The organism is Thalassococcus sp. (assembly GCF_982780845.1).
Genome location: NZ_CEYADA010000004.1, coordinates 1 through 18,266, shown reverse-complemented (window position 1 = coordinate 18,266; position 18,266 = coordinate 1). Strand labels below are relative to the sequence as shown.

19 protein-coding genes and 1 tRNA gene are annotated in these 18,266 nt (G+C 57.7%); 7 read left to right on the top strand and 13 right to left on the bottom strand.

Going from position 1 to position 18,266, the window contains the following annotated elements:
* Positions 1-12: 12 nt before the first annotated feature.
* Positions 13-423, bottom strand: a complete 411-nt coding sequence (locus tag AC4FIA_RS05600) for a SufE family protein (RefSeq protein WP_103909630.1) — start codon at positions 421-423, stop codon at positions 13-15.
* Between the two features lie 132 nt (positions 424-555).
* Between AC4FIA_RS05600 and AC4FIA_RS05595 the strand changes: the two genes are divergently transcribed.
* Positions 556-1,059 (top strand): hypothetical protein, encoded by a 504-nt coding sequence (locus AC4FIA_RS05595; RefSeq protein ID WP_490365026.1) that lies wholly within the window; start codon positions 556-558, stop codon positions 1,057-1,059.
* Here AC4FIA_RS05595 and rnd read toward each other — a convergent pair.
* From rnd to purM, 3 genes are all read right to left on the bottom strand, one after another.
* Complete coding sequence (gene rnd / locus AC4FIA_RS05590; RefSeq protein WP_490365025.1) at positions 1,056-2,222, bottom strand: ribonuclease D; 1,167 nt, start codon at positions 2,220-2,222, stop codon at positions 1,056-1,058. The genes AC4FIA_RS05595 and rnd overlap by 4 nt on opposite strands.
* Before the next feature lie 79 nt (positions 2,223-2,301).
* Positions 2,302-2,898, bottom strand: coding sequence for a phosphoribosylglycinamide formyltransferase (gene purN / locus AC4FIA_RS05585; protein WP_490365024.1), 597 nt, complete (start codon positions 2,896-2,898; stop codon positions 2,302-2,304).
* Positions 2,895-3,941, bottom strand: a complete 1,047-nt coding sequence (gene purM / locus AC4FIA_RS05580) for a phosphoribosylformylglycinamidine cyclo-ligase (protein WP_490365023.1) — start codon at positions 3,939-3,941, stop codon at positions 2,895-2,897. The genes purN and purM overlap by 4 nt, the downstream gene beginning before the upstream one ends.
* 120 nt (positions 3,942-4,061) lie before the next feature.
* Here purM and AC4FIA_RS05575 point away from each other — a divergent pair.
* Positions 4,062-4,138, top strand: a tRNA-Ile gene (locus AC4FIA_RS05575).
* An 18-nt stretch (positions 4,139-4,156) separates the two neighbouring features.
* Here the strand turns inward: AC4FIA_RS05575 and AC4FIA_RS05570 are convergent.
* The 5 genes from AC4FIA_RS05570 to AC4FIA_RS05550 all read right to left on the bottom strand — a co-directional run bounded on the left by AC4FIA_RS05570 (position 4,157) and on the right by AC4FIA_RS05550 (position 9,402).
* Complete coding sequence (locus AC4FIA_RS05570; protein ID WP_490365022.1) at positions 4,157-4,843, bottom strand: fumarylacetoacetate hydrolase family protein; 687 nt, start codon at positions 4,841-4,843, stop codon at positions 4,157-4,159.
* A 134-nt stretch (positions 4,844-4,977) separates the two neighbouring features.
* Positions 4,978-5,769, bottom strand: coding sequence for an FAD binding domain-containing protein (locus tag AC4FIA_RS05565; RefSeq protein ID WP_490365021.1), 792 nt, complete (start codon positions 5,767-5,769; stop codon positions 4,978-4,980).
* Between the two features lie 90 nt (positions 5,770-5,859).
* Positions 5,860-8,226, bottom strand: coding sequence for a xanthine dehydrogenase family protein molybdopterin-binding subunit (locus tag AC4FIA_RS05560; RefSeq protein WP_490365020.1), 2,367 nt, complete (start codon positions 8,224-8,226; stop codon positions 5,860-5,862).
* Between the two features lie 88 nt (positions 8,227-8,314).
* Positions 8,315-8,800, bottom strand: a complete 486-nt coding sequence (locus tag AC4FIA_RS05555) for a (2Fe-2S)-binding protein (RefSeq protein WP_287473651.1) — start codon at positions 8,798-8,800, stop codon at positions 8,315-8,317.
* An 80-nt stretch (positions 8,801-8,880) separates the two neighbouring features.
* Positions 8,881-9,402 carry an SRPBCC family protein gene (locus tag AC4FIA_RS05550; protein ID WP_287473636.1) on the bottom strand — a complete coding sequence of 174 codons (522 nt, stop codon included), beginning with the start codon at positions 9,400-9,402 and terminating at the stop codon, positions 8,881-8,883.
* 167 nt (positions 9,403-9,569) lie between these two features.
* Between AC4FIA_RS05550 and AC4FIA_RS05545 the strand changes: the two genes are divergently transcribed.
* Positions 9,570-10,292 (top strand): ABC transporter ATP-binding protein, encoded by a 723-nt coding sequence (locus AC4FIA_RS05545; protein WP_490365019.1) that lies wholly within the window; start codon positions 9,570-9,572, stop codon positions 10,290-10,292.
* Entirely contained in the window at positions 10,289-11,080 is a 792-nt protein-coding gene (locus AC4FIA_RS05540) for an ABC transporter permease (protein WP_490365018.1), read from the top strand. Before AC4FIA_RS05545 ends, AC4FIA_RS05540 begins: the two co-directional genes overlap by 4 nt.
* A gap of 26 nt (positions 11,081-11,106) precedes the next feature.
* Here the strand turns inward: AC4FIA_RS05540 and AC4FIA_RS05535 are convergent, their stop codons facing one another.
* The 3 genes from AC4FIA_RS05535 to AC4FIA_RS05525 form a co-directional block, all read right to left on the bottom strand.
* A complete protein-coding gene (locus AC4FIA_RS05535; RefSeq protein WP_490365017.1) occupies positions 11,107-12,234 on the bottom strand; it encodes an aminotransferase class V-fold PLP-dependent enzyme in 1,128 nt (375 codons plus the stop codon).
* A gap of 138 nt (positions 12,235-12,372) precedes the next feature.
* The gene (locus AC4FIA_RS05530; protein WP_490365016.1) at positions 12,373-12,828 is read right to left on the bottom strand and encodes an Lrp/AsnC family transcriptional regulator; all 456 of its coding nucleotides are present in this window, start codon (positions 12,826-12,828) and stop codon (positions 12,373-12,375) included.
* Positions 12,825-13,280, bottom strand: coding sequence for an Lrp/AsnC family transcriptional regulator (locus AC4FIA_RS05525; protein WP_490365015.1), 456 nt, complete (start codon positions 13,278-13,280; stop codon positions 12,825-12,827). The genes AC4FIA_RS05530 and AC4FIA_RS05525 overlap by 4 nt, the downstream gene beginning before the upstream one ends.
* A gap of 131 nt (positions 13,281-13,411) precedes the next feature.
* Between AC4FIA_RS05525 and ilvC the strand changes: the two genes are divergently transcribed.
* Together ilvC and AC4FIA_RS05515 are read left to right on the top strand one after the other, a co-directional pair.
* Positions 13,412-14,434, top strand: a complete 1,023-nt coding sequence (ilvC, locus tag AC4FIA_RS05520; RefSeq protein WP_490365014.1) for a ketol-acid reductoisomerase — start codon at positions 13,412-13,414, stop codon at positions 14,432-14,434.
* Between the two features lie 128 nt (positions 14,435-14,562).
* Positions 14,563-15,480 carry a DMT family transporter gene (locus AC4FIA_RS05515; protein WP_490365013.1) on the top strand — a complete coding sequence of 306 codons (918 nt, stop codon included), beginning with the start codon at positions 14,563-14,565 and terminating at the stop codon, positions 15,478-15,480.
* A gap of 5 nt (positions 15,481-15,485) precedes the next feature.
* Here AC4FIA_RS05515 and AC4FIA_RS05510 read toward each other — a convergent pair whose 3' ends face one another.
* On the bottom strand, positions 15,486-17,258 hold the full coding sequence (locus tag AC4FIA_RS05510; RefSeq protein ID WP_490365012.1) for a serine protease: 1,773 nt from the start codon (positions 17,256-17,258) through the stop codon (positions 15,486-15,488).
* 154 nt (positions 17,259-17,412) lie between these two features.
* Here AC4FIA_RS05510 and AC4FIA_RS05505 point away from each other — a divergent pair.
* Positions 17,413-18,266: glycine--tRNA ligase subunit alpha (locus AC4FIA_RS05505; RefSeq protein WP_490365011.1), on the top strand; the 854-nt coding region annotated here is incomplete at its 3' end.

The following is an 18,266-nucleotide window of genomic DNA, read 5'->3' as shown; positions in this document are numbered from 1 at the left end:
CGAAGGCCGCGCTTAGGCGGCCTCGGCTGCTGTCTGACGGATGCGTTCGATCATCGCGCGCAATCCGTTAGACCGCTGCGCAGACAGATGATCGGTCAAGCCAAGGCGACCGAATTCGGCACGCGCGTCCACCGCGCCCACCTCGGACAGCGGCAAACCATCATACAAGCGGATCAGAACTGCGATCAGACCGCGTACGATCATCGCGTCGCTGTCGCCTTTGAAATGGAACGTGTTTCCGTCGATCTGCGGGTGCAGCCAGACCTGACTGGCGCAGCCGTCAACCTTGGTCGCGGGCACGCGCAGAGCTTCGGGCAAAGGTTCCATATCCTTGCCCAGATCGATCACCGTGCGATAGCGGTCTTCCCAGTCTTCCAGAAACTCGAAATCTTCCACCAGTTCTTCGAACGCTGCCTGCGCCATAGTTCACCTTCCATACGTCTTTGACACAGACCTAGGGAGACATCGGAAAAAGGTCCAGCCCTGCCTTCATGCTTTTCAACTGCGCGCCGATAGGCTAGTCCATTGGTAGTTCAGGCAAGGGGCAGGATACCAATGTTTAAACCGGTGGCGGTTCTTCTCGTTTCGACGCTCGTTTTAACCAGCTGTGGCACAGTGCGCGAGTCGCGCCTGAACCCGTTCAACTGGTTCGGCTCTGCCCGTTCGGTTCCGACGGATGTCGCCAATCCCCTGCTGCCCCAGCGGCGCGAGGCGGTGTCGATTTTCGTCACGCAAAAAGAAAAAGAACGCGTTCCGGGCAACCCGATTGCCCAAGTCAGCGAATTGCTGATCGAACGTCGCCCCGGTGGCGCGATCATTCGGGCAACAGGCGTTGCCGACCGCGCAGGCCCGTTTGAAGCGGAACTGATCCTGGAAGAAGGCGAAGATCCGACAGTGATCAGCTACGTCTTTGCAGCCAAGCAACAGCCCGGCCCACGCAACACAGGTCCGGATGCGCGCAAAGTGACGGTTGCTGACTGGCTGACGGACAATGAACTGGCGGGCATTCGCACCATTCGCGTCGTCGGACGCGAAAACACGATGGTCACGCGCCGTTAATCGTCTTCCAGTTCGATCACTTCGACAGACGAGCCATTCGCACCAAGGGCGATCTCGCCCTTGCAAAGCTTCAGCGCGTCTTCACCGAATACCTCATAACGCCAGCCGGACAGCGCAGGCACATTGCGCATGCCCGCTGCAATCGCATCCAGATCGGATGCAGGCGCGATCAGCTTCGATGCCACGCCCGAGCTTTCGGTCTTGGCCTTTAGCAACACGCGCAACAGATCGGCCAACGCCGGGTTCACGTTCAGCTTATCGCGATCATTGTTGACCTCGGGCAGCTTGTCTTTCGGACAGTCCAGACCTGCTTTGACAGCTGCAAGGATACCATCCGCGATATCGCCCTTGCGCGCTTCACGCAGCAAAAGACGGGACCGGCCAAGGTCTTCCATGTTCTGCGGTTTGGTAGACGCCAGTTCGACCAGAGCATCGTCCTTGAAAACGCGGTTGCGCGGGATGTTGCGCTTCTGCGCATAGTCTTCGCGGAAACGGGCCAGTTCGCGCACGATGCCAAGGAAACGCGTGCTGTTTGTACGTGTCTTGATCCGGCGCCACGCCTGATCTGGGCGCGTGATATAGGTTTCCGGATCCGTCAGAATACCAAGTTCTTCTTTCACCCAGCGATCACGCTTAGAGCTTTTGAGCTTTTTGTTCAGATACTCGTAAATCTGGCGCAGATGCGTGACGTCAGCCAAAGCATATTTCTGCTGGGCATCGGTCAGCGGGCGGCGCGACCAGTCTGTGAAGCGCGACGATTTATCAAGGCTGGACTTGGCAATCCGCTTGACCAGCGTCTCATACCCGACCTGTTCGCCAAAACCACACACCATGGCAGCGACCTGCGTATCGAATAGTGGTTCGGGAATGACGCCATGATCGATGTAGAAGATTTCAAGATCCTGACGCGCGGCGTGGAAGACTTTCACGACGTCCGTGTCTTTGAACAACTCCATCAGCGGATCAAGCGACAGACCATCAGCCAGCGGATCGATCAGTACTGCACTGTCATCTTCATCACCCGGATAGGCGACCTGCACCAAACACAGTTTGGAATAATAGGTCCGTTCGCGCAGAAATTCGGTATCCACTGTAATATAGGGATGATTTTTCGCGCGATGACAAAAAGAAGCGAGGTCGTCGGTCCGTGTAATGATCTTCATAGGGGCCTTTATTTTTCAATATCTGCGCGCGTCGTTTTGGCGACCCTAGCGGAAAGCACCCCTGCTGCAAAGCGGCTGATCAAAAGCCGATTTTAACGGGGGTCCGGTCACCTTCTGCAAATCTACGAAGCACAGCAGGGTAAAGTTTGTGTTCCTGTTCAAGTACGCGGGCTGCCAGCACATCAGGGGTATCGCCCTCAAGTACCGGAACACGCGCCTGACCAAGGATCGGTCCATCATCCAGTTCCGGCGTCACTTCGTGCACGGTACAGCCGTGGTACGCATCCCCGGCCTCGAGCGCGCGGGCGTGGGTATGTAGCCCGCGGTACTTCGGCAATAGCGACGGGTGAATGTTCAGCATCCGGCCCTGCCATTTGGACACGAAGCCTTCTGTCAGAACGCGCATGAAGCCTGCCAGACAGACGATATCCGGCTGCGCTTGAAGGATGCGGTCGTGCAGCACCTCTTCGAACGCCGCTCGATCGCCTTTGAACGGGCGGTGGTCGACAAAATCCGTGTCCACGCCAAGTGCTGCAGCCTTGGCCAAACCGCCCGCGTTTTCGCTGTTTGCCATGACCAGACAAGCACGCGCGGGATGGCCACCCGTCATGCTTTCAACCAGCGACACCATGTTGGAACCGCCGCCCGAGATCAGGATGGCTACGCGTTTCGTCACGCAAGTTTCCCCGAATAGGCCACGCCGGGCTGATCGGTGACTGTACCGATGCGGAAGACGGATTCGCCTTGCTCGGTCAGCAGCGCCTCAAGCGCTTCGGCCTCATCCGCCGAAACAACAAGGATCATGCCGATGCCGCAGTTGAACGTCTTGAGCATCTCTGCGTCGTTCATTCCGCCCAGTTCACGCATCCATGCGAATACCGCGGGCAGCGTCCATGTATCCAGATCGATGGTTGCGCCCATATCTTCCAGCAGAACGCGCGGCAGGTTTTCTGTCAGACCGCCACCCGTGATGTGGGCCAGCGCATGAACGCCCCCTGCCCGCACAGCCGCCAGCGCTTGCTTCACGTACAAGCGTGTGGGCGTCAGCAGTTCCTGACCAAGCGTCTTGTCAGACCAAGGGCAAGCAGCCTCCCAACCAAGCCCGGACATCTCAACCAGCTTGCGCACCAGCGAATAGCCGTTGGAATGCACACCGTTCGAACCAAGACCCAGCAGAACGTCACCCACCTGCACGTCCGCAGGCAGGTCCTGACCGCGTTCCATTGCGCCAACAGCAAAGCCTGCAAGGTCAAAGTCGCCTACAGGATACATGCCGGGCATTTCAGCGGTCTCGCCACCGATCAGCGCGGTACCAGACTGAACGCAGCCCTCAGCAATGCCTTCGATCACGGTCGCGGCCTGATCCGTGTCCAGTTTGCCGGTGGCAAAGTAATCCAAGAAGAACAGGGGTTCGGCACCCTGACAGACCAGATCGTTCACACACATAGCGACCAGATCGATACCCACGCCATCAAAATAGCCTGTGTCGATCGCAATCCGCAGTTTGGTGCCAACACCGTCTGTGGCTGCAACCAGAACCGGATCGTTGTAGCCAGCGCCTTTCAAATCGAACAGCGCGCCAAAGCCGCCAAGACCAGACATCGTTCCCGGACGCTGCGTGCGTTTCGCTGCAGGTTTGATCCGATCCACCAACGCATTGCCTGCGTCAATGTCTACGCCCGCGTCTGCATAGGTGATGCCGTTCTTGCCGTTGCTCATGGGGGTCCCCCGAAATGTCAGATTTGGCGTCGCGGATAGCCCAATACGGGGGCCACTGCAACGACAATGCAATCAGCTACTTGACGACGCGTGACCGTCTGATACTCAAACCGGACTGGAGGGCCTGTAGCTCAATTGGTTAGAGCAGAGCGCTCATAACGCTTTGGTTGCGGGTTCAAGTCCTGCCGGGCCTACCAGACACCGATTCCCCCAGTTCAAATGATGGTCGTTGTCAGCGGTTCACAGCCGTCCACACGCGACACCAACACATCGCCTTTAGCCACCGGTCCAACGCCAGACGGCGTGCCGGTCATGATGATGTCCCCTGCCCGCAACGTGTACAGCGTCGACAGATGCGACAGGATTTCCGGCACAGACCAGACCATGTCCGATAACTTGCCTTCCTGTTGCAGCTTGCCGTTCACGGTCAGCGTAATCATCTGATCGCCGATGTCGCCAAACACGGCTTTGGGCGTGATCGCAGACAAAATGGCGGACTGTTCGACATCCTTGGCGGTGTCCCACGGGCGGCGTTTGTCCTTAGCCTTGTTCTGCAGATCACGGCGGGTCATGTCCTGACCCACGCCATAGCCGAACACAGCCTCCATCGCCTGTTCAGGCGTGGCGTTGTTCAGGTCGTCGGACAAGGCGACCACAAATTCGATCTCATGGTGATAGTCGTCGGTCCCTGCGGCCAAGGCCGCCTCGCCGTCACCAACCACAATGTGAAGCGGGGACTTCGTGAAATAGAACGGATCGTCACGGTCGATCTTATTCCCGAGCTCGGCGGCATGTGCCTCGTAATTGCGGCCGACGCAGAAGACGCGACGGACGGGGAAATTACGGTCGTCGCCAATGATAGGAAGCGCGATAACGGGTGCGGGATCGAACAGATATGCCATGATGTGCCTTTTGAAAAACTTTGCGCCATAGGGAACAGGTTTTTCGATCAAGGCCAAGGGGCTCTCCCCCTCAAATAAGAAAAAGCCCCCCGACACGAATGCATCGAGGGGCCTTTTGAGTGTTTCAGCTCAGCTTAGCTGGCCTGTGCAACTGCCTTTTTGGTCAGCGCTTTGACCAGATGCGCGCGATAATCGCCGGAACCGTGCAGATCCGAGATCATGTCGTCGCCGCTGGGTGCGGACAGACCTTCAACAGCCGCGACCGAGAAATCGGCAGACAGGGCTGCTTCGGCTTCGGCCCAACGGAATACACCGTTGTTCGATGCGCCTGTAACAGCAACGCGAACGCCGTCTGCGTACTTCGCAAGGAAGATACCCACGAGGGAGAAGCGCGATGCCGGCTGTTCGAACTTGATGTAAGCCGCTTTTTCCGGAACCGGCAGTTTGACAGAGGTGATGATCTCACCTTCGTCCAAGGCTGTGGTAAACATGCCCTGGAAATAGTCGTCTGCTGCGATTTCGCGTGCGTTGGTGACGATTGTGGCACCTGTTGCCAGCGCCGCCGACGGGTAGCATGCGGACGGGTCGTTGTTGGCAAGGCTGCCACCGATTGTGCCGCGGTTACGCACCGCAGGGTCACCGATGTTGCCAGCCAGATGTGCCAGCGCGGGGAATGCATCTGCAACCGCACCTGCCACAACCGCGTGGGGTGTTGCGCCACCAACGGTGATCACACCACCATCAACGGACACGCCTTTCATGCTGTCGATACCCGACAGGCTGACCAGTGTGGTCGGGCTTGCCAGACGTTGTTTCAGCGTCGGGATCAGCGTTTGACCGCCACCCAGTGCCTGTGCGTCTTCCTGAGACAGGGCCGAGAGAGCCTCATCAACAGAAGTCGGGCGCACTACATCGAAATTGTACATTTCGTTACTCCTTTCAGACCTTCGAATGCGGACATTCGGAAAAGGTCAATTCTGTTTGTGGCCCGGGAACGGTACCCCGGGCCGAGACCATCACTTCTGCATCGCTGCCCATACACGGGACGGGGATGCCGGCATGTCGATGTGGTAGACGTGATCGTGGCCACCGGAACGCAGCGCGTCAACAATCGCGTTGATGACTGCAGGCGGTGTACCGATCGCGCCAGCCTCACCACAGCCCTTTACGCCAAGCGGGTTGTGCGTACAGGGTGTGCCGTTCGAGTGGTCGACCTGATAGAAAGGTACGTCCGACGCACGGGGCATCGCGTAGTCCATGTAGGACGCCGACAGAAGCTGACCGTTTTCGTCGTAGGCACAGTTTTCCAGCAGCGCCTGACCGATGCCCTGAGCAATACCGCCGTGAACCTGACCGGATACGATCATCGGGTTCACGATGTTGCCGAAGTCATCTGCCGCAGCAAAGCTTTCGATTGTGACCTTACCTGTGTCGGGATCAACCTCGACCTCGCAGCAGTATGCGCCCGACGGGTATGTGAAGTTCGACGGATCGTAGAACGCCGTCTCTTCCAGACCCGGTTCGATATCTTCGAGCGGATAGTTGTGCGGGACGTAGGCTGCCAGCGTGACATCACCCCAAGCAACGGACTTGTCCGTGCCTGCAACCGAGAACGTACCGTCCTTCAGTTCGATGTCTGCTTCGGCTGCTTCCAGCAGGTGCGCTGCGATCTTCTTGGCCTTGTTGATGACCTTTTCAGCCGCGCGAACCATCGCCGAGCCACCAACCGCGAGCGAGCGGGAACCGTAGGTACCCATGCCCATCGGGGTGTTGGCTGTGTCGCCGTGCTTGATCTCGATCATATCTTCCGGAATGCCGATCATTTCGGAAATGACCTGCGGGAAGGCTGTTTCGTGACCCTGACCGTGGCTGTGCGAACCTGTCATGACGGTGATACCGCCTGTCGCGTTCACACGAACGGTTGCGGATTCGTACAGACCCGCACGTGCACCCAGCTGACCAACAAGGTTCGACGGCGCAATGCCGCAAGCCTCGATGTAGCAGTTCACACCCAGACCGCGCAGCATGCCGCGCTTTTCGCTTTCCGCGCGGCGGGCAGCGAAACCGGACAGATCAGCGATCTCTTCCAGCGTGTTCATGGTCGCGTTGTAATCGCCTGTGTCGTACTCGACCGCCACCGGAGTTGCGTAGGGGAACTCGGTGATGAAGTTCTGACGACGCAGGGCAATCGGGTCGACGCCCAGTTCACGCGCAGCTTTGTCGATCACACGTTCGATCTGGAATGTCGCCTCGGGGCGACCCGCGCCACGGTAGGCGTCAACCGGAACAGTGTTGGTGAAGACAGCTTTGACGTTCACGTAGATTAGCGGCGTTTTGTAGTTACCCGCCATCAGCGTGCCATGCAGCCATGTGGGAACCGACGGCGCGAAGGTCGACAGGTAAGCACCCATGTTTGCATAGGTTTCTGTGCGCAGAGCCGTAAAGTTGTTGTCTGCGTCCAGCGCCAGTTCGATCTTGGTCACGTGGTCACGGCCGTGCGCGTCCGACATGAACGCCTCGGAACGAGTGGAGGTCCATTTGACCGGACGCGCCAGCTGACGTGCCGCAAATGTACAGAAGGCTTCTTCCGCGTAGTGGAAGATCTTTGTACCGAAGCCGCCACCAACGTCAGGGGCAACAACGCGCAGCTTGTGCTCGGGGATGCCCAGAACGAATGCGCCCATCAGAAGACGGATCACGTGGGGGTTCTGCGATGTGGTGTACAGCGTGGATTCGTCGTTGGCGCGGTTATAATCGCCAACCGCAACACGCGGTTCCATTGGGTTTGCAACCAGACGGTTGTTCTTCAGTTCAAGCGTTGTGACATGCGCAGCGTTTGCGAACGCTTCGTCTGTCGCAGCCTTGTTCTCCTCAACAAAACCCCAGTCATAGCAAAGGTTTGTGCCGATATCGTCATGTACCAGAGGCGCGCCATCTTTGACCGCTTCTTTCATGTCGACAGCTGCGGGCAGCTCTTCGATGTCTACTTCGATGGCTTCTGCCGCGTCACGCGCAGCCTGCACGCTTTCCGCAACAACAGCAGCAATCGGGTCACCTACGTGACGCACTTTGCCCTGTGCCAGAACGGGGTGTGCCGGTTCTTTCATCGGCTCACCGTGCTTGTCTGTTACCTGCCAACCGCAGGGCAGACCGCCGATGCCTTCGAAATCCGCACCCGTAAAGATGCGTACAACACCGTCCATCGCAGATGCGGCGGATGTGTCGACCGAGTTGATTTTGCCGTGTGCAACATCAGAACGCAGGAAATGCACGTACAGCTGGCCGTGCAGATTGATATCGTCTGTGTAGTTTCCGGTGCCTGTCAGAAAACGCACGTCTTCGCGGCGCTTCGTGCTGGCCCCTATGCCTTGATCCTTTGGCATGTTTTCCTCCCTGGGTCTGGCAGATCGCTGGGATACTGCCGAAACTAGAATTCAGTTGATTGCGCCGAACGGGGCGCAACGATCATTTTTATTCGGCAGCAATCGCGCCAACGTCCTGACCGGACGCGGCCATGATGGCTTTGACGATGTTGTGGTAGCCTGTGCAGCGGCAGATGTTGCCTTCCAGATAGTGGCGCACTTCAGCCTCGGTCGGCTTGGGATTTTCTTTCAGCAGCGCAGCCGCTGTCATGACCATACCCGGTGTGCAGAAACCGCACTGCAGGCCGTGGTGGTCCTGGAATGCCTGCTGGATCACGCTCAGCGAACCGTCTGCGTTTGCCATGCCTTCAACGGTGGTGATGTCCGCACCGTCTGCTTCTGCCGCGAACATTGTGCAGGCCTTGGCGGACTTGCCGTTCACGTGAATCGTACACGCACCGCACTGGCTGGTGTCACAGCCGACGTGGGTGCCCGTCAGACGCAGATCTTCCCGCAGGAATTCTACGAGAAGCGTGTTCCCTTTCACATCGCCGCTAACGGCTTTGCCGTTCACGGTCATACTTACCTTAGACATACAATCCTCCCATTGGACGTTTGTGTTGTTCTTCCTTGACCCAGTGGGGCCAAGCCCACTGAGTCCGTCAAGCGAAGTTTTTACGAAACCAGTCGCTTGAACCAGCCTTTCTTCTTACCGTCAGAATTCGCATCAGCGGCTTCTGCGTCATCCGCGTCTGCCGGGCCTTCGATGGCTTCTTGCAGACGGGTAAAGAACTGATCGGCCATACGCTTGGCAAAGCCGTCAATGATACGAGACCCCAGCTGGGCAAGCTTACCGCCCACGTTCGCCTCGACCTCATATGTCAGTGTTGTGCCTGTTGCGGACGGTGCAAGGTTTACGACCGCACCACCTTTGGCAAAGCCGGCCGCGCCGCCCTTACCTTCGCCGGACAGTGTAACGCTGTTCGGCGGGTTCATGTCAGAGACATTCACCTGTCCCTTGAAAGTCGCTTTAACCGGGCCAACTTTCTGGACAACGGTTGCTTCGAACCCGTCTTCGGGCGTTCCGGACATTTCGGTACAGCCCGGCACACATTCCTTCAGAACCTCGGGGTTCAGAATCGCGGCCCACACCACCTCGGGCGAAGCTGCGATTTCTCTGGAATCGCTCATCTTCATAAAAAAGTCCTCTCATCCTTTAACAGGACAGTATGAGTTGCAGCCGAGCCGCGATATACGACCATTTTCCTAGAAACGCATAAGGCCCTACCCCGACCCTTCTGCATCAATTGTCACCCGTAATTGTGGCGTCTATGGTCCCCTCAGGATTGTGGAGGATCACCAAGGTGTCAAATGGGTTGCGTGTAGAAAGCCTGACTTTCTCGTATGGCAGCAAAAAAGCCCTGAATAATGTCAGTTTTGACATCGCTCCCGGACGGTTCGCAGCACTGCTTGGTCCAAATGGCGCGGGCAAGTCCACGTTGTTCGGCCTTTTGACCCGCCTTTTCACCTCATCTGACGGCAAGATTTACGTGGCAGGTCAGGAACTTGCCCGCAATCCGCGACACGCGCTTGGCCAGATGGGCGTGGTGTTCCAGTCGCAGACATTGGACCTTGATCTGACCATCCGCCAGAACCTGACCTACTTTGCGGCTTTGCACGGACTGTCCGGCAAAAGCGCCGCGATTAGGATCGACTCGGCCCTAGAACGTCTAGGGATTCAGGATCGCGCCGGTGAAAAAGCACGTGGCCTGAACGGCGGTCACCGCCGCCGGACCGAGATTGCCCGCGCCTTGGTTCATAATCCCAAGGTCCTACTCTTGGACGAGGCGACAGTCGGTCTGGATGCCGCCGCGCGACAGTCGATCACCGATCACGTCCACCAATTATGTGCCGATGATGGGCTTACGGTGCTTTGGGCGACTCACCTGACGGATGAGGTTTACGACTCGGACCGGCTTGTTGTTTTGCATCAGGGTCAGATACTGGCTGATGGCGAATGCGCCGACCTGCGTGGGGACCAGACGCTCAAAGACTACTTCCTAGCCAAGACAGGAGGTGCAGAATGATGCGCTATCTGACTGCCCTGCGCGCCATCGTACTACGCGAAGCCCTGCGCTTTGTGCATCAGCGGGAACGGTTTATCGCGGCGCTGGTACGCCCCTTGGTCTGGCTATTGGTCTTTGCTGCCGGTTTCCGCGCCGCATTGGGCCTGTCGATTATCCCGCCCTATCAAACCTACATCACATACGAGACCTACATCGTTCCCGGTCTCTGCGGCATGGTGCTGTTGTTCAACGGCATGCAAAGCTCGCTCAGTCTTGTCTATGACCGTGAAACAGGGTCGATGCGCCTGCTGCTGACAGCACCTTTGCCTCGTGGATGGTTGCTGTTCTGCAAGCTTCTGGGCACGACAGCCATCAGCATCCTACAGGTCTACACCTTCCTGCTGATCGCCTATTTTTTCGGGATCGAGATGGAGCCATTGGGCTATATCGCAGCACTGCCCGCGCTGATGCTGTCGGGCCTGATGCTGGGCGCGCTCGGGCTGGCTTTGTCTTCTTTTATCAAGCAGTTGGAAAACTTTGCTGGCGTGATGAACTTCGTCATCTTCCCGATGTTTTTCCTGTCCAGCGCGCTCTATCCGCTGTGGAAAATGGCCGAAAGCTCGCCGCTGCTGCGCGACATCTGCGCGGTCAATCCGTTCACCCATGCGATCGAACTGATCCGTTTTGCGCTATACTTGGAATGGAACCCATGGGCGCTGCTGTGGACGGTGGTCGCAGGCGCGATCTTTATGGCGCTGGCCTTGTGGGGCTATGACCCTGCGCGCGGGATGATCAAGCGAAAGGGCTGACGGTTTCCCGCCAGCCCTGATCTTTCTTACAGAACGTCGTCTACGACACGCTTCAGGCGCGTGACAGTGGCGTCGACGTCATACAGTTTGTCCAAACCGAACAGACCCAATCGGAAGGTCTGGAAGCCCTGCGGTTCGTCGCACTGCAAAGGAACACCAGCCGCAATCTGCATGCCCTTGGCTGCAAAGGCACGACCAGTCTGGATTTCGGGGTCATTGGTGTAGCTGACCACCACACCCGGCGCACCAAATCCTTCTGCCGCGACAGACTGAATGCCCTTCTCGGCCAGCATCGCACGCACTTTCGAACCCAATTCGAACTGAGCATCGCGCAGTTTGTCGAAACCGTAGTCGCGGGTTTCCGCCATTGTATCGCGGAACGCTTTCAAACCATCTGTCGGCATGGTCGCATGATAGGCGTGACCGCCATTTTCATACGCCTGCATAATCTGGAACCATTTCTTCAGGTCCACGGCAAAGCTGTTCGACGTCGTCTCTTCCATCCGCGCAATGGCGCGTTCCGACAGCATCACAAGGCCGGCAGACGGTGTGGCAGACCAGCCCTTTTGCGGGGCCGAGATCAGAACATCAACGCCTGTCGCCTTCATATCGACCCATGCGCAACCGGATGCGATGCAGTCCAGAACCATCAACGCGCCAACATCATGCGCGGCCTTTGCCAATGCTGTGACATAGTCCTCGGGCAGAATGATGCCAGCGGATGTTTCAACGTGCGGCGCAAACACGACCTGAGGTTTGACCTCGTGAATTTTGGCGACGACCTCATCAATCGGCGCGGGCGAAAACGGGGCTGTCGCCTCGTTTCCAGTCTGGCGCGCCTTCATGACGGTGGTATCGCCCCCGAAACCACCCGCTTCGAAAATCTGGCTCCAACGGTAGGAAAACCAGCCATTACGCACGACCAGCACATCCGCGCCCTGCCCGAACTGACGGGCAACGGCCTCCATCCCGTAGGTGCCGCCACCGGGCACCACCGCCACACCATCGGCCTTGTAGACCTCTTTCAACATGGACGAGATATCGCGCATCACCTGTTGGAACGCGGCGCTCATGTGGTTCAGCGAACGGTCGGTGAAGACCACCGAAAATTCCTCAAGCCCCGTGGGATCAACTGTATCGAGTAGTGCGGCCATGGTCTGTCTGCCTTGTCTGAATTGGATCGGTGCAGATTTGCCGCCCTTGCGCGGCGCTGCAAGTCATTCCTTGGGATATTCCTGCGCCATCTTGGCGCAAGCGCGTTGCCCATGGGAAACGGAATATCACATCCGCGCCTAAAGCGGACCGGAAAGCCGTTCTTCGGACAAAAGAACGTTGGCATCCAGACTGGCCACACCGGGCAACAGCATGATCCGGCGACGGAGGACGCGTTCAAAGTCGGACAGGTCACGCGCCACAACGCGAAGGCGGTAGTCATAGGCACCAAGAACGTGCTCAACCGTCTGAACCTCTGGGATCGCGCTGACGGCACGTTCGAAATCGCCCAGGCTGGCTTGCCCTTTGGTGCCGAGTTTAACACCCAGAAAGACGGTGACGCCGAACCCCAATGCCTGCGCATCCAGTTCCACGCGCGTGCCAGAAATGGCCCCCGCTTCTTTCAAACGTTTGATCCGGCGCCATGTGGCCGGTTGGGACAACCCAAGGTTTGCGCCCAAAGCGCCAGCGCTGGCGTTCGCATCATCCGACAAGGCCTTCAGCAAGGCGCGGTCTGTGTCATCAATTTCGATCACAGCGGCAGCCTTTCGTCATACTTGATCCGCGCAATGTGCATCAGCGCCTCGACATCGGTCATGTGTGGAAGCGCCAAGATCTTTTCGCGGTAAAGCTGCTGATAATGTTTGAGATCGCGCGCAATCACCGACAAGCGCACGTCGACCTGACCAAGGAAGGTCTGGATTTCGACGACCTCAGGCACCTTACGAGCGGCGGCGGTGAACTCCTCAAACGCCTGCGGGCGGGACTTATCCAAGGTGACGCGCAAAGATACCTCGACCGCATAGCCAAGCGCCTGCCAGTCGATCACTGCCTGAGCGCCTTTCAGGATGCCAGAGGCGCGCAAACGCTCCAAGCGACGGGTCAATGTCGCCGCCGTCACCCCTGCCCGTTCGGCCAGTTCCTGCCCCGTCAGATCAGGATCGGCCTGATACTGGCGAAGAATGCGTCTGTCGGTATCATCAAGCATAGATTTCCACACATACCGAAGTTTGGAGAATTAATTTTTCACTTAATGAGGAAATTACCGGAAAAACGCAAGCTATTTCACTTTTGCCATCTCTATGGTGTCGCCAGAACATAACCTGGAAGGAAGAATCGATGCGCGTATATTACGACCGCGATTGCGACATTAACCTGATCAAAGACATGAACGTTGCCATCCTTGGCTACGGTTCCCAAGGCCACGCACACGCACTGAACCTGCGTGACTCAGGCGCGAAGAACGTTGTTGTTGCTCTGCGCGAAGGCTCCCCCTCGGCGAAGAAAGCCGAAGGCGAAGGCCTGAAAGTCATGGGTATCGCGGAAGCGGCCGCATGGTGTGACCTGATCATGTTCACAATGCCCGACGAACTGCAGGCAGAAACATACAAGAAATACGTTCACGACAACCTGCGCGAAGGCGCGGCGATTGCGTTCGCACACGGCCTGAACGTACACTTCGGCCTGATCGAGCCGAAGCCCGGCGTTGACGTCATCATGATGGCCCCCAAAGGCCCGGGCCACACCGTTCGTGGCGAATACACCAAAGGCGGCGGCGTGCCCTGCCTGGTTGCAGTAAACAACGATGCATCCGGCAAAGCGCTGGAAATCGGCCTGTCTTACTGCTCGGCCATCGGTGGCGGCCGCTCGGGCATCATCGAAACCAACTTCCGTGAAGAGTGTGAAACAGACCTGTTCGGTGAACAGGCCGTTCTCTGCGGTGGTCTGGTTGAACTGATCCGTTGCGGTTTCGAAACTCTGGTCGAAGCAGGCTACGCGCCTGAAATGGCATATTTCGAGTGTCTGCACGAAGTGAAGCTGATCGTTGATCTGATCTACGAAGGCGGCATCGCGAACATGGACTACTCGATCTCGAACACTGCCGAGTACGGTCAGTACGTCACAGGCCCGCGCATCCTGCCTTACGAGCAGACCAAGAAAGCGATGAAAGAAGTTCTGACAGACATTCAGGAAGGCAAGTTCGTTCGCGACTTCATGCTGGAAAATGCTGTTGGCCAGCCGACAATCAAAGCATCCCGTCGTCACAACGACGAACACCAGATCGAAGCCACAGGCGAGAAACTGCGCGGCATGATGCCGTGGATTTCCGCAGGCAAGATGGTCGACAAGTCGAAGAACTAAGTTCTGACCACATCATGACAGGGAACGCGCCGCGCATTTATGCAGCGGCGCGTTTTCTTTTTGACCATATGGACAAGGCTGCTAGCTGACCCTAGGCCTGATCAACGCCCCCATTTCGGAGTTCCATAATGTCCCAGCCACAGATCACTGCCATGTCGTGGATCATGGTTGCCGCTTTGGGCGTGGTCTGGGGATCAACATTTTTCGTCATCGAGCTGGCATTGCCGGGGATTACCCCAAGCTGGCTGGCCGCCTACCGCATCACCTTTGCGACGGCGCTGACGGTCGCAATCTGGCAATTTGCGGGCGGCAAGCTGTTTCTCGGCCCTGATCGCCCTTGGGTGGCGCTGGCCCTAATCGGGGCACTAAGTTCTGCTATTCCGTTCATCATGCTCAGCTGGAGCCAAACCCAAGTCACCAGCGCCTTTGCCGGTGTATCCATGGCAGCCGTCGCTTTGATGGTCCTACCCTTGGCCCATGTTTTCGTACCAGGTGAACGGATGACCGTGCGCCGCACGCTGGGATTCCTGATCGGCTTTGTCGGCGTTTTCATCCTGATCGGCGGGCAGTTCTTTCAATCCACCGGTGCAGCGTTCGAAACATGGGGAAGACTGGGGTGCCTCACCGCTGCGGCCTGCTACGCCGTGAGTTCGGTCACCATGCGTAAATTGCCGCCAGTCGATCCTATCGGCCTTTCAGCAGTCACACTAGCGTTCGGGATGGTAATCGTTGTGCCCTTTGCTTGGGCGACCGAGGGCGCACCGCCCCTGCCTGACAACAAGACGCTGTTCTATCTGGCCGTTCTTGGTCTGCTACCGACCGCAGGCGCGAACCTGCTGCGGGTTCTGGTGATCCGCAGCGCAGGTCCGGTCTTTATGAGCCTGACCAACTATCAAGTACCGGTTTGGTCGGTTCTGCTCAGCGTTCTTGTGCTGAACGAGCCTTGGCACAGCAGCCTGATCTGGGCGTTGCTGCTGATTCTGGCCGGGGTCGGCCTTAGCCAATACGGCGCCCTTCGACGCCTGTTCGGCAAAGCCAACCCCTAACCCGTTTAGTCCCAGCAGCTGACCAGAACGGTCATGGCTGTTGTTGCTTCGGTCAGATCCTCGGGCGCGACCACGCCACCACCTGCTGTGGTGCTAAACCGGACACCGGATTGCGACAACAGCGTTTCAATCGCCGATGCTTTGGCTGCAAAGCTGACCTCATCCGGAAGGCTGCGCGCACCTGTGTCGCGGGGCAGCATCATGCCGACAACAGCACCACCAGCATCAACAACAGGGCCGCCTGCGTCACCCGGCAAGGACGCCAGCGCCAGACGTTTCAGCGTGTCTTCACCAGACAGACCTTTGACATCTTCCAAGGTGCCGAACGTCATTGTCGGACCACTCAAAACGCCACCGTACGAATAGCCGGCAACCGCCACTTCGCTTTGAATGCGCGGATCATCGGTGCGGAATTCAGCGAACATGCGCGGCGCAAGGGATGATTTCGGGCTAAGCAGTGCGACACCCAGCGTTTCGTCTTGTGCAAGAACTTCAGCTTCGATGTTTTCATCCAGTGTGATGCGGCCACAGTTCTGCACCGCATCGCTGGCCGTCAGAACGTGACCTTGACCGTCAACGTAAAAACCAGACACCGAAATGCGCGGTGTCCGAATACGAAGACCGGACAGCAGGTCAACGCCCTGCCCGTCACCAGATGTTGCCGCCGGATCAAGAACGGCATTCGACACCGTAAAGCTGGACTGCATCATCGCCAGAACGCGCGTGCGGCGCTCTTCGTCATTGGCGGGCCAAATCAGGGTAAATCCCTTGATGTTGCCGTCTTCCAGAAACGCCTCTGTGTGGCTGACTATCTTGCTATTTTCGCCCACCAGAATAAAACCGTCACGTTTGCGTTCACGCGGACCATTCAACGGCACGATCTCGAGCGTTTGCATAATCTCGTAAAGACCAAACAACGTGTCACGGTCACCCGGCTGGGAAATCAACAGAACACGCGCCCCGAGGTTGTCGGTCGCAGAGTAGTGCGCGAAGGGCGATTCATACTTTTCAAACGCGACCTTGGCTGTCGGCATATCCATCGCGATACCGGCGCGCGCATCTGTTACAAGACCCATACCAAGACCATCAAGCACAGCATTGTACTGACGCTTCAACTCTGCGCGCTGGCGGGTCGTCAAAATGCCAGTCACTTCGAAGTTATTGGCCTCTTGCCACGCCGCCATCGAATTCCGCGTGCCACGTCCGAACGCCGCGTCGATTGCACCGTCGTAGAACCCTGCCCACTGAAGTGCGATTTGCAGGTCTGCACGTTCTTCGCGTGTCAGTTCAGCTTCGGATGCACGTGCCTGACGGGGTGTTTCATCCGGCTCTTCAATCACCGGCTCCGGTGCTGGCTCAGCGACCACTTCGGGCGTTGTTTCGACAACTGGGGTTTCTGCGGTTTCAGTGGTCGGTTCTTCTGTGGCGACCGGCTCTTGTGTTACAGCGCCTGTCGCCCCGATCGGCCAGAACTGCTGACCGTATTGATCGCCCTCTTCGATATAGCTGTCACGGGGCACCTGCCCGTCTGCCCGCAGCCTGCGCAACCGCGCTGCGGCGTCATCTGCGGTATAAGGCCCGAGCGCGATGCCGTACCAACCACCGCCAAGGGCGAAACCGTTCACATCCGCCAGATAGGATGCGTAATCACGCAGACGGTCCTCTGCACGTTTCAAAGAAGGCTGCGCCTCGATCTGAATATAGGAGGCGTCCTGCGCCCATGCAGTACCGGCAGTCAAATACAGCGCCGTCGAAAGCATCAATAAAGTTCGCTTCATACCTGCAGCAATCCCTCGTAGTCGGTCATTTCTTTTTCTATCGGCCCTGTTTACCAAATCCGTAGGCACCTGCACGCGAAATAATGGCATTGCGAAGATTGACCACTGGACTGTGTCACCATAAGCAGGCGCTCGAAGATCGGAAGGGTGAACCATGGCGAATTCAACGGAAAAACCCAAAAGCTTTCAGGAAATCATCCTGCGGCTCCAGAACTACTGGGCTGAGAAAGGCTGCGCAGTCTTGCAGCCCTACGATATGGAAGTGGGTGCTGGCACATTCCACCCTGCGACGACACTGCGCGCACTGGGATCGACCCACTGGACAGCAGCCTATGTCCAGCCGTCCCGCCGCCCTACAGATGGCCGCTATGGTGACAGCCCGAACCGCTGGCAGCACTACTACCAGTATCAGGTGATCATCAAACCGTCGCCGCCCGATTTGCAGGACCTGTATCTTGGATCGCTCGAAGCGATCGGGATCAACATGGACGTGCACGACATCCGTTTTGTCGAAGACGACTGGGAAAGCCCGACACTGGGCGCTTGGGGCCTTGGCTGGGAAGTCTGGTGTGATGGCATGGAAGTGTCGCAGTTCACCTATTTCCAACAGGTTGGCGGCCACGACTGCCACCCCGTTTCGGGCGAACTGACATACGGGCTTGAACGTCTGGCGATGTATGTTCTGGGGTATGACGACGGCAATGAAATGCCGTTCAACGATCCGGCATCCCCCATTCCGCTGACATATGGCGATGTGTTCCGTGAAGCCGAGGCGCAATACGCGCGCTGGAACTTTGACGTGGCCGACACCGATATGCTGCTGAAGCACTTTGAAGATGCCGAAGCCGAATGCGCCCGCATTCTGGCACAGCCTGCGGATGATCCGAAAACAGGCCGTCGCATCGTTATGGCGCAACCCGCCTATGACCAGTGCATCAAGGCCAGCCACCTGTTCAACCTGCTGGACGCGCGTGGCGTGATTTCGGTCACCGAGCGTCAGGCCTATAT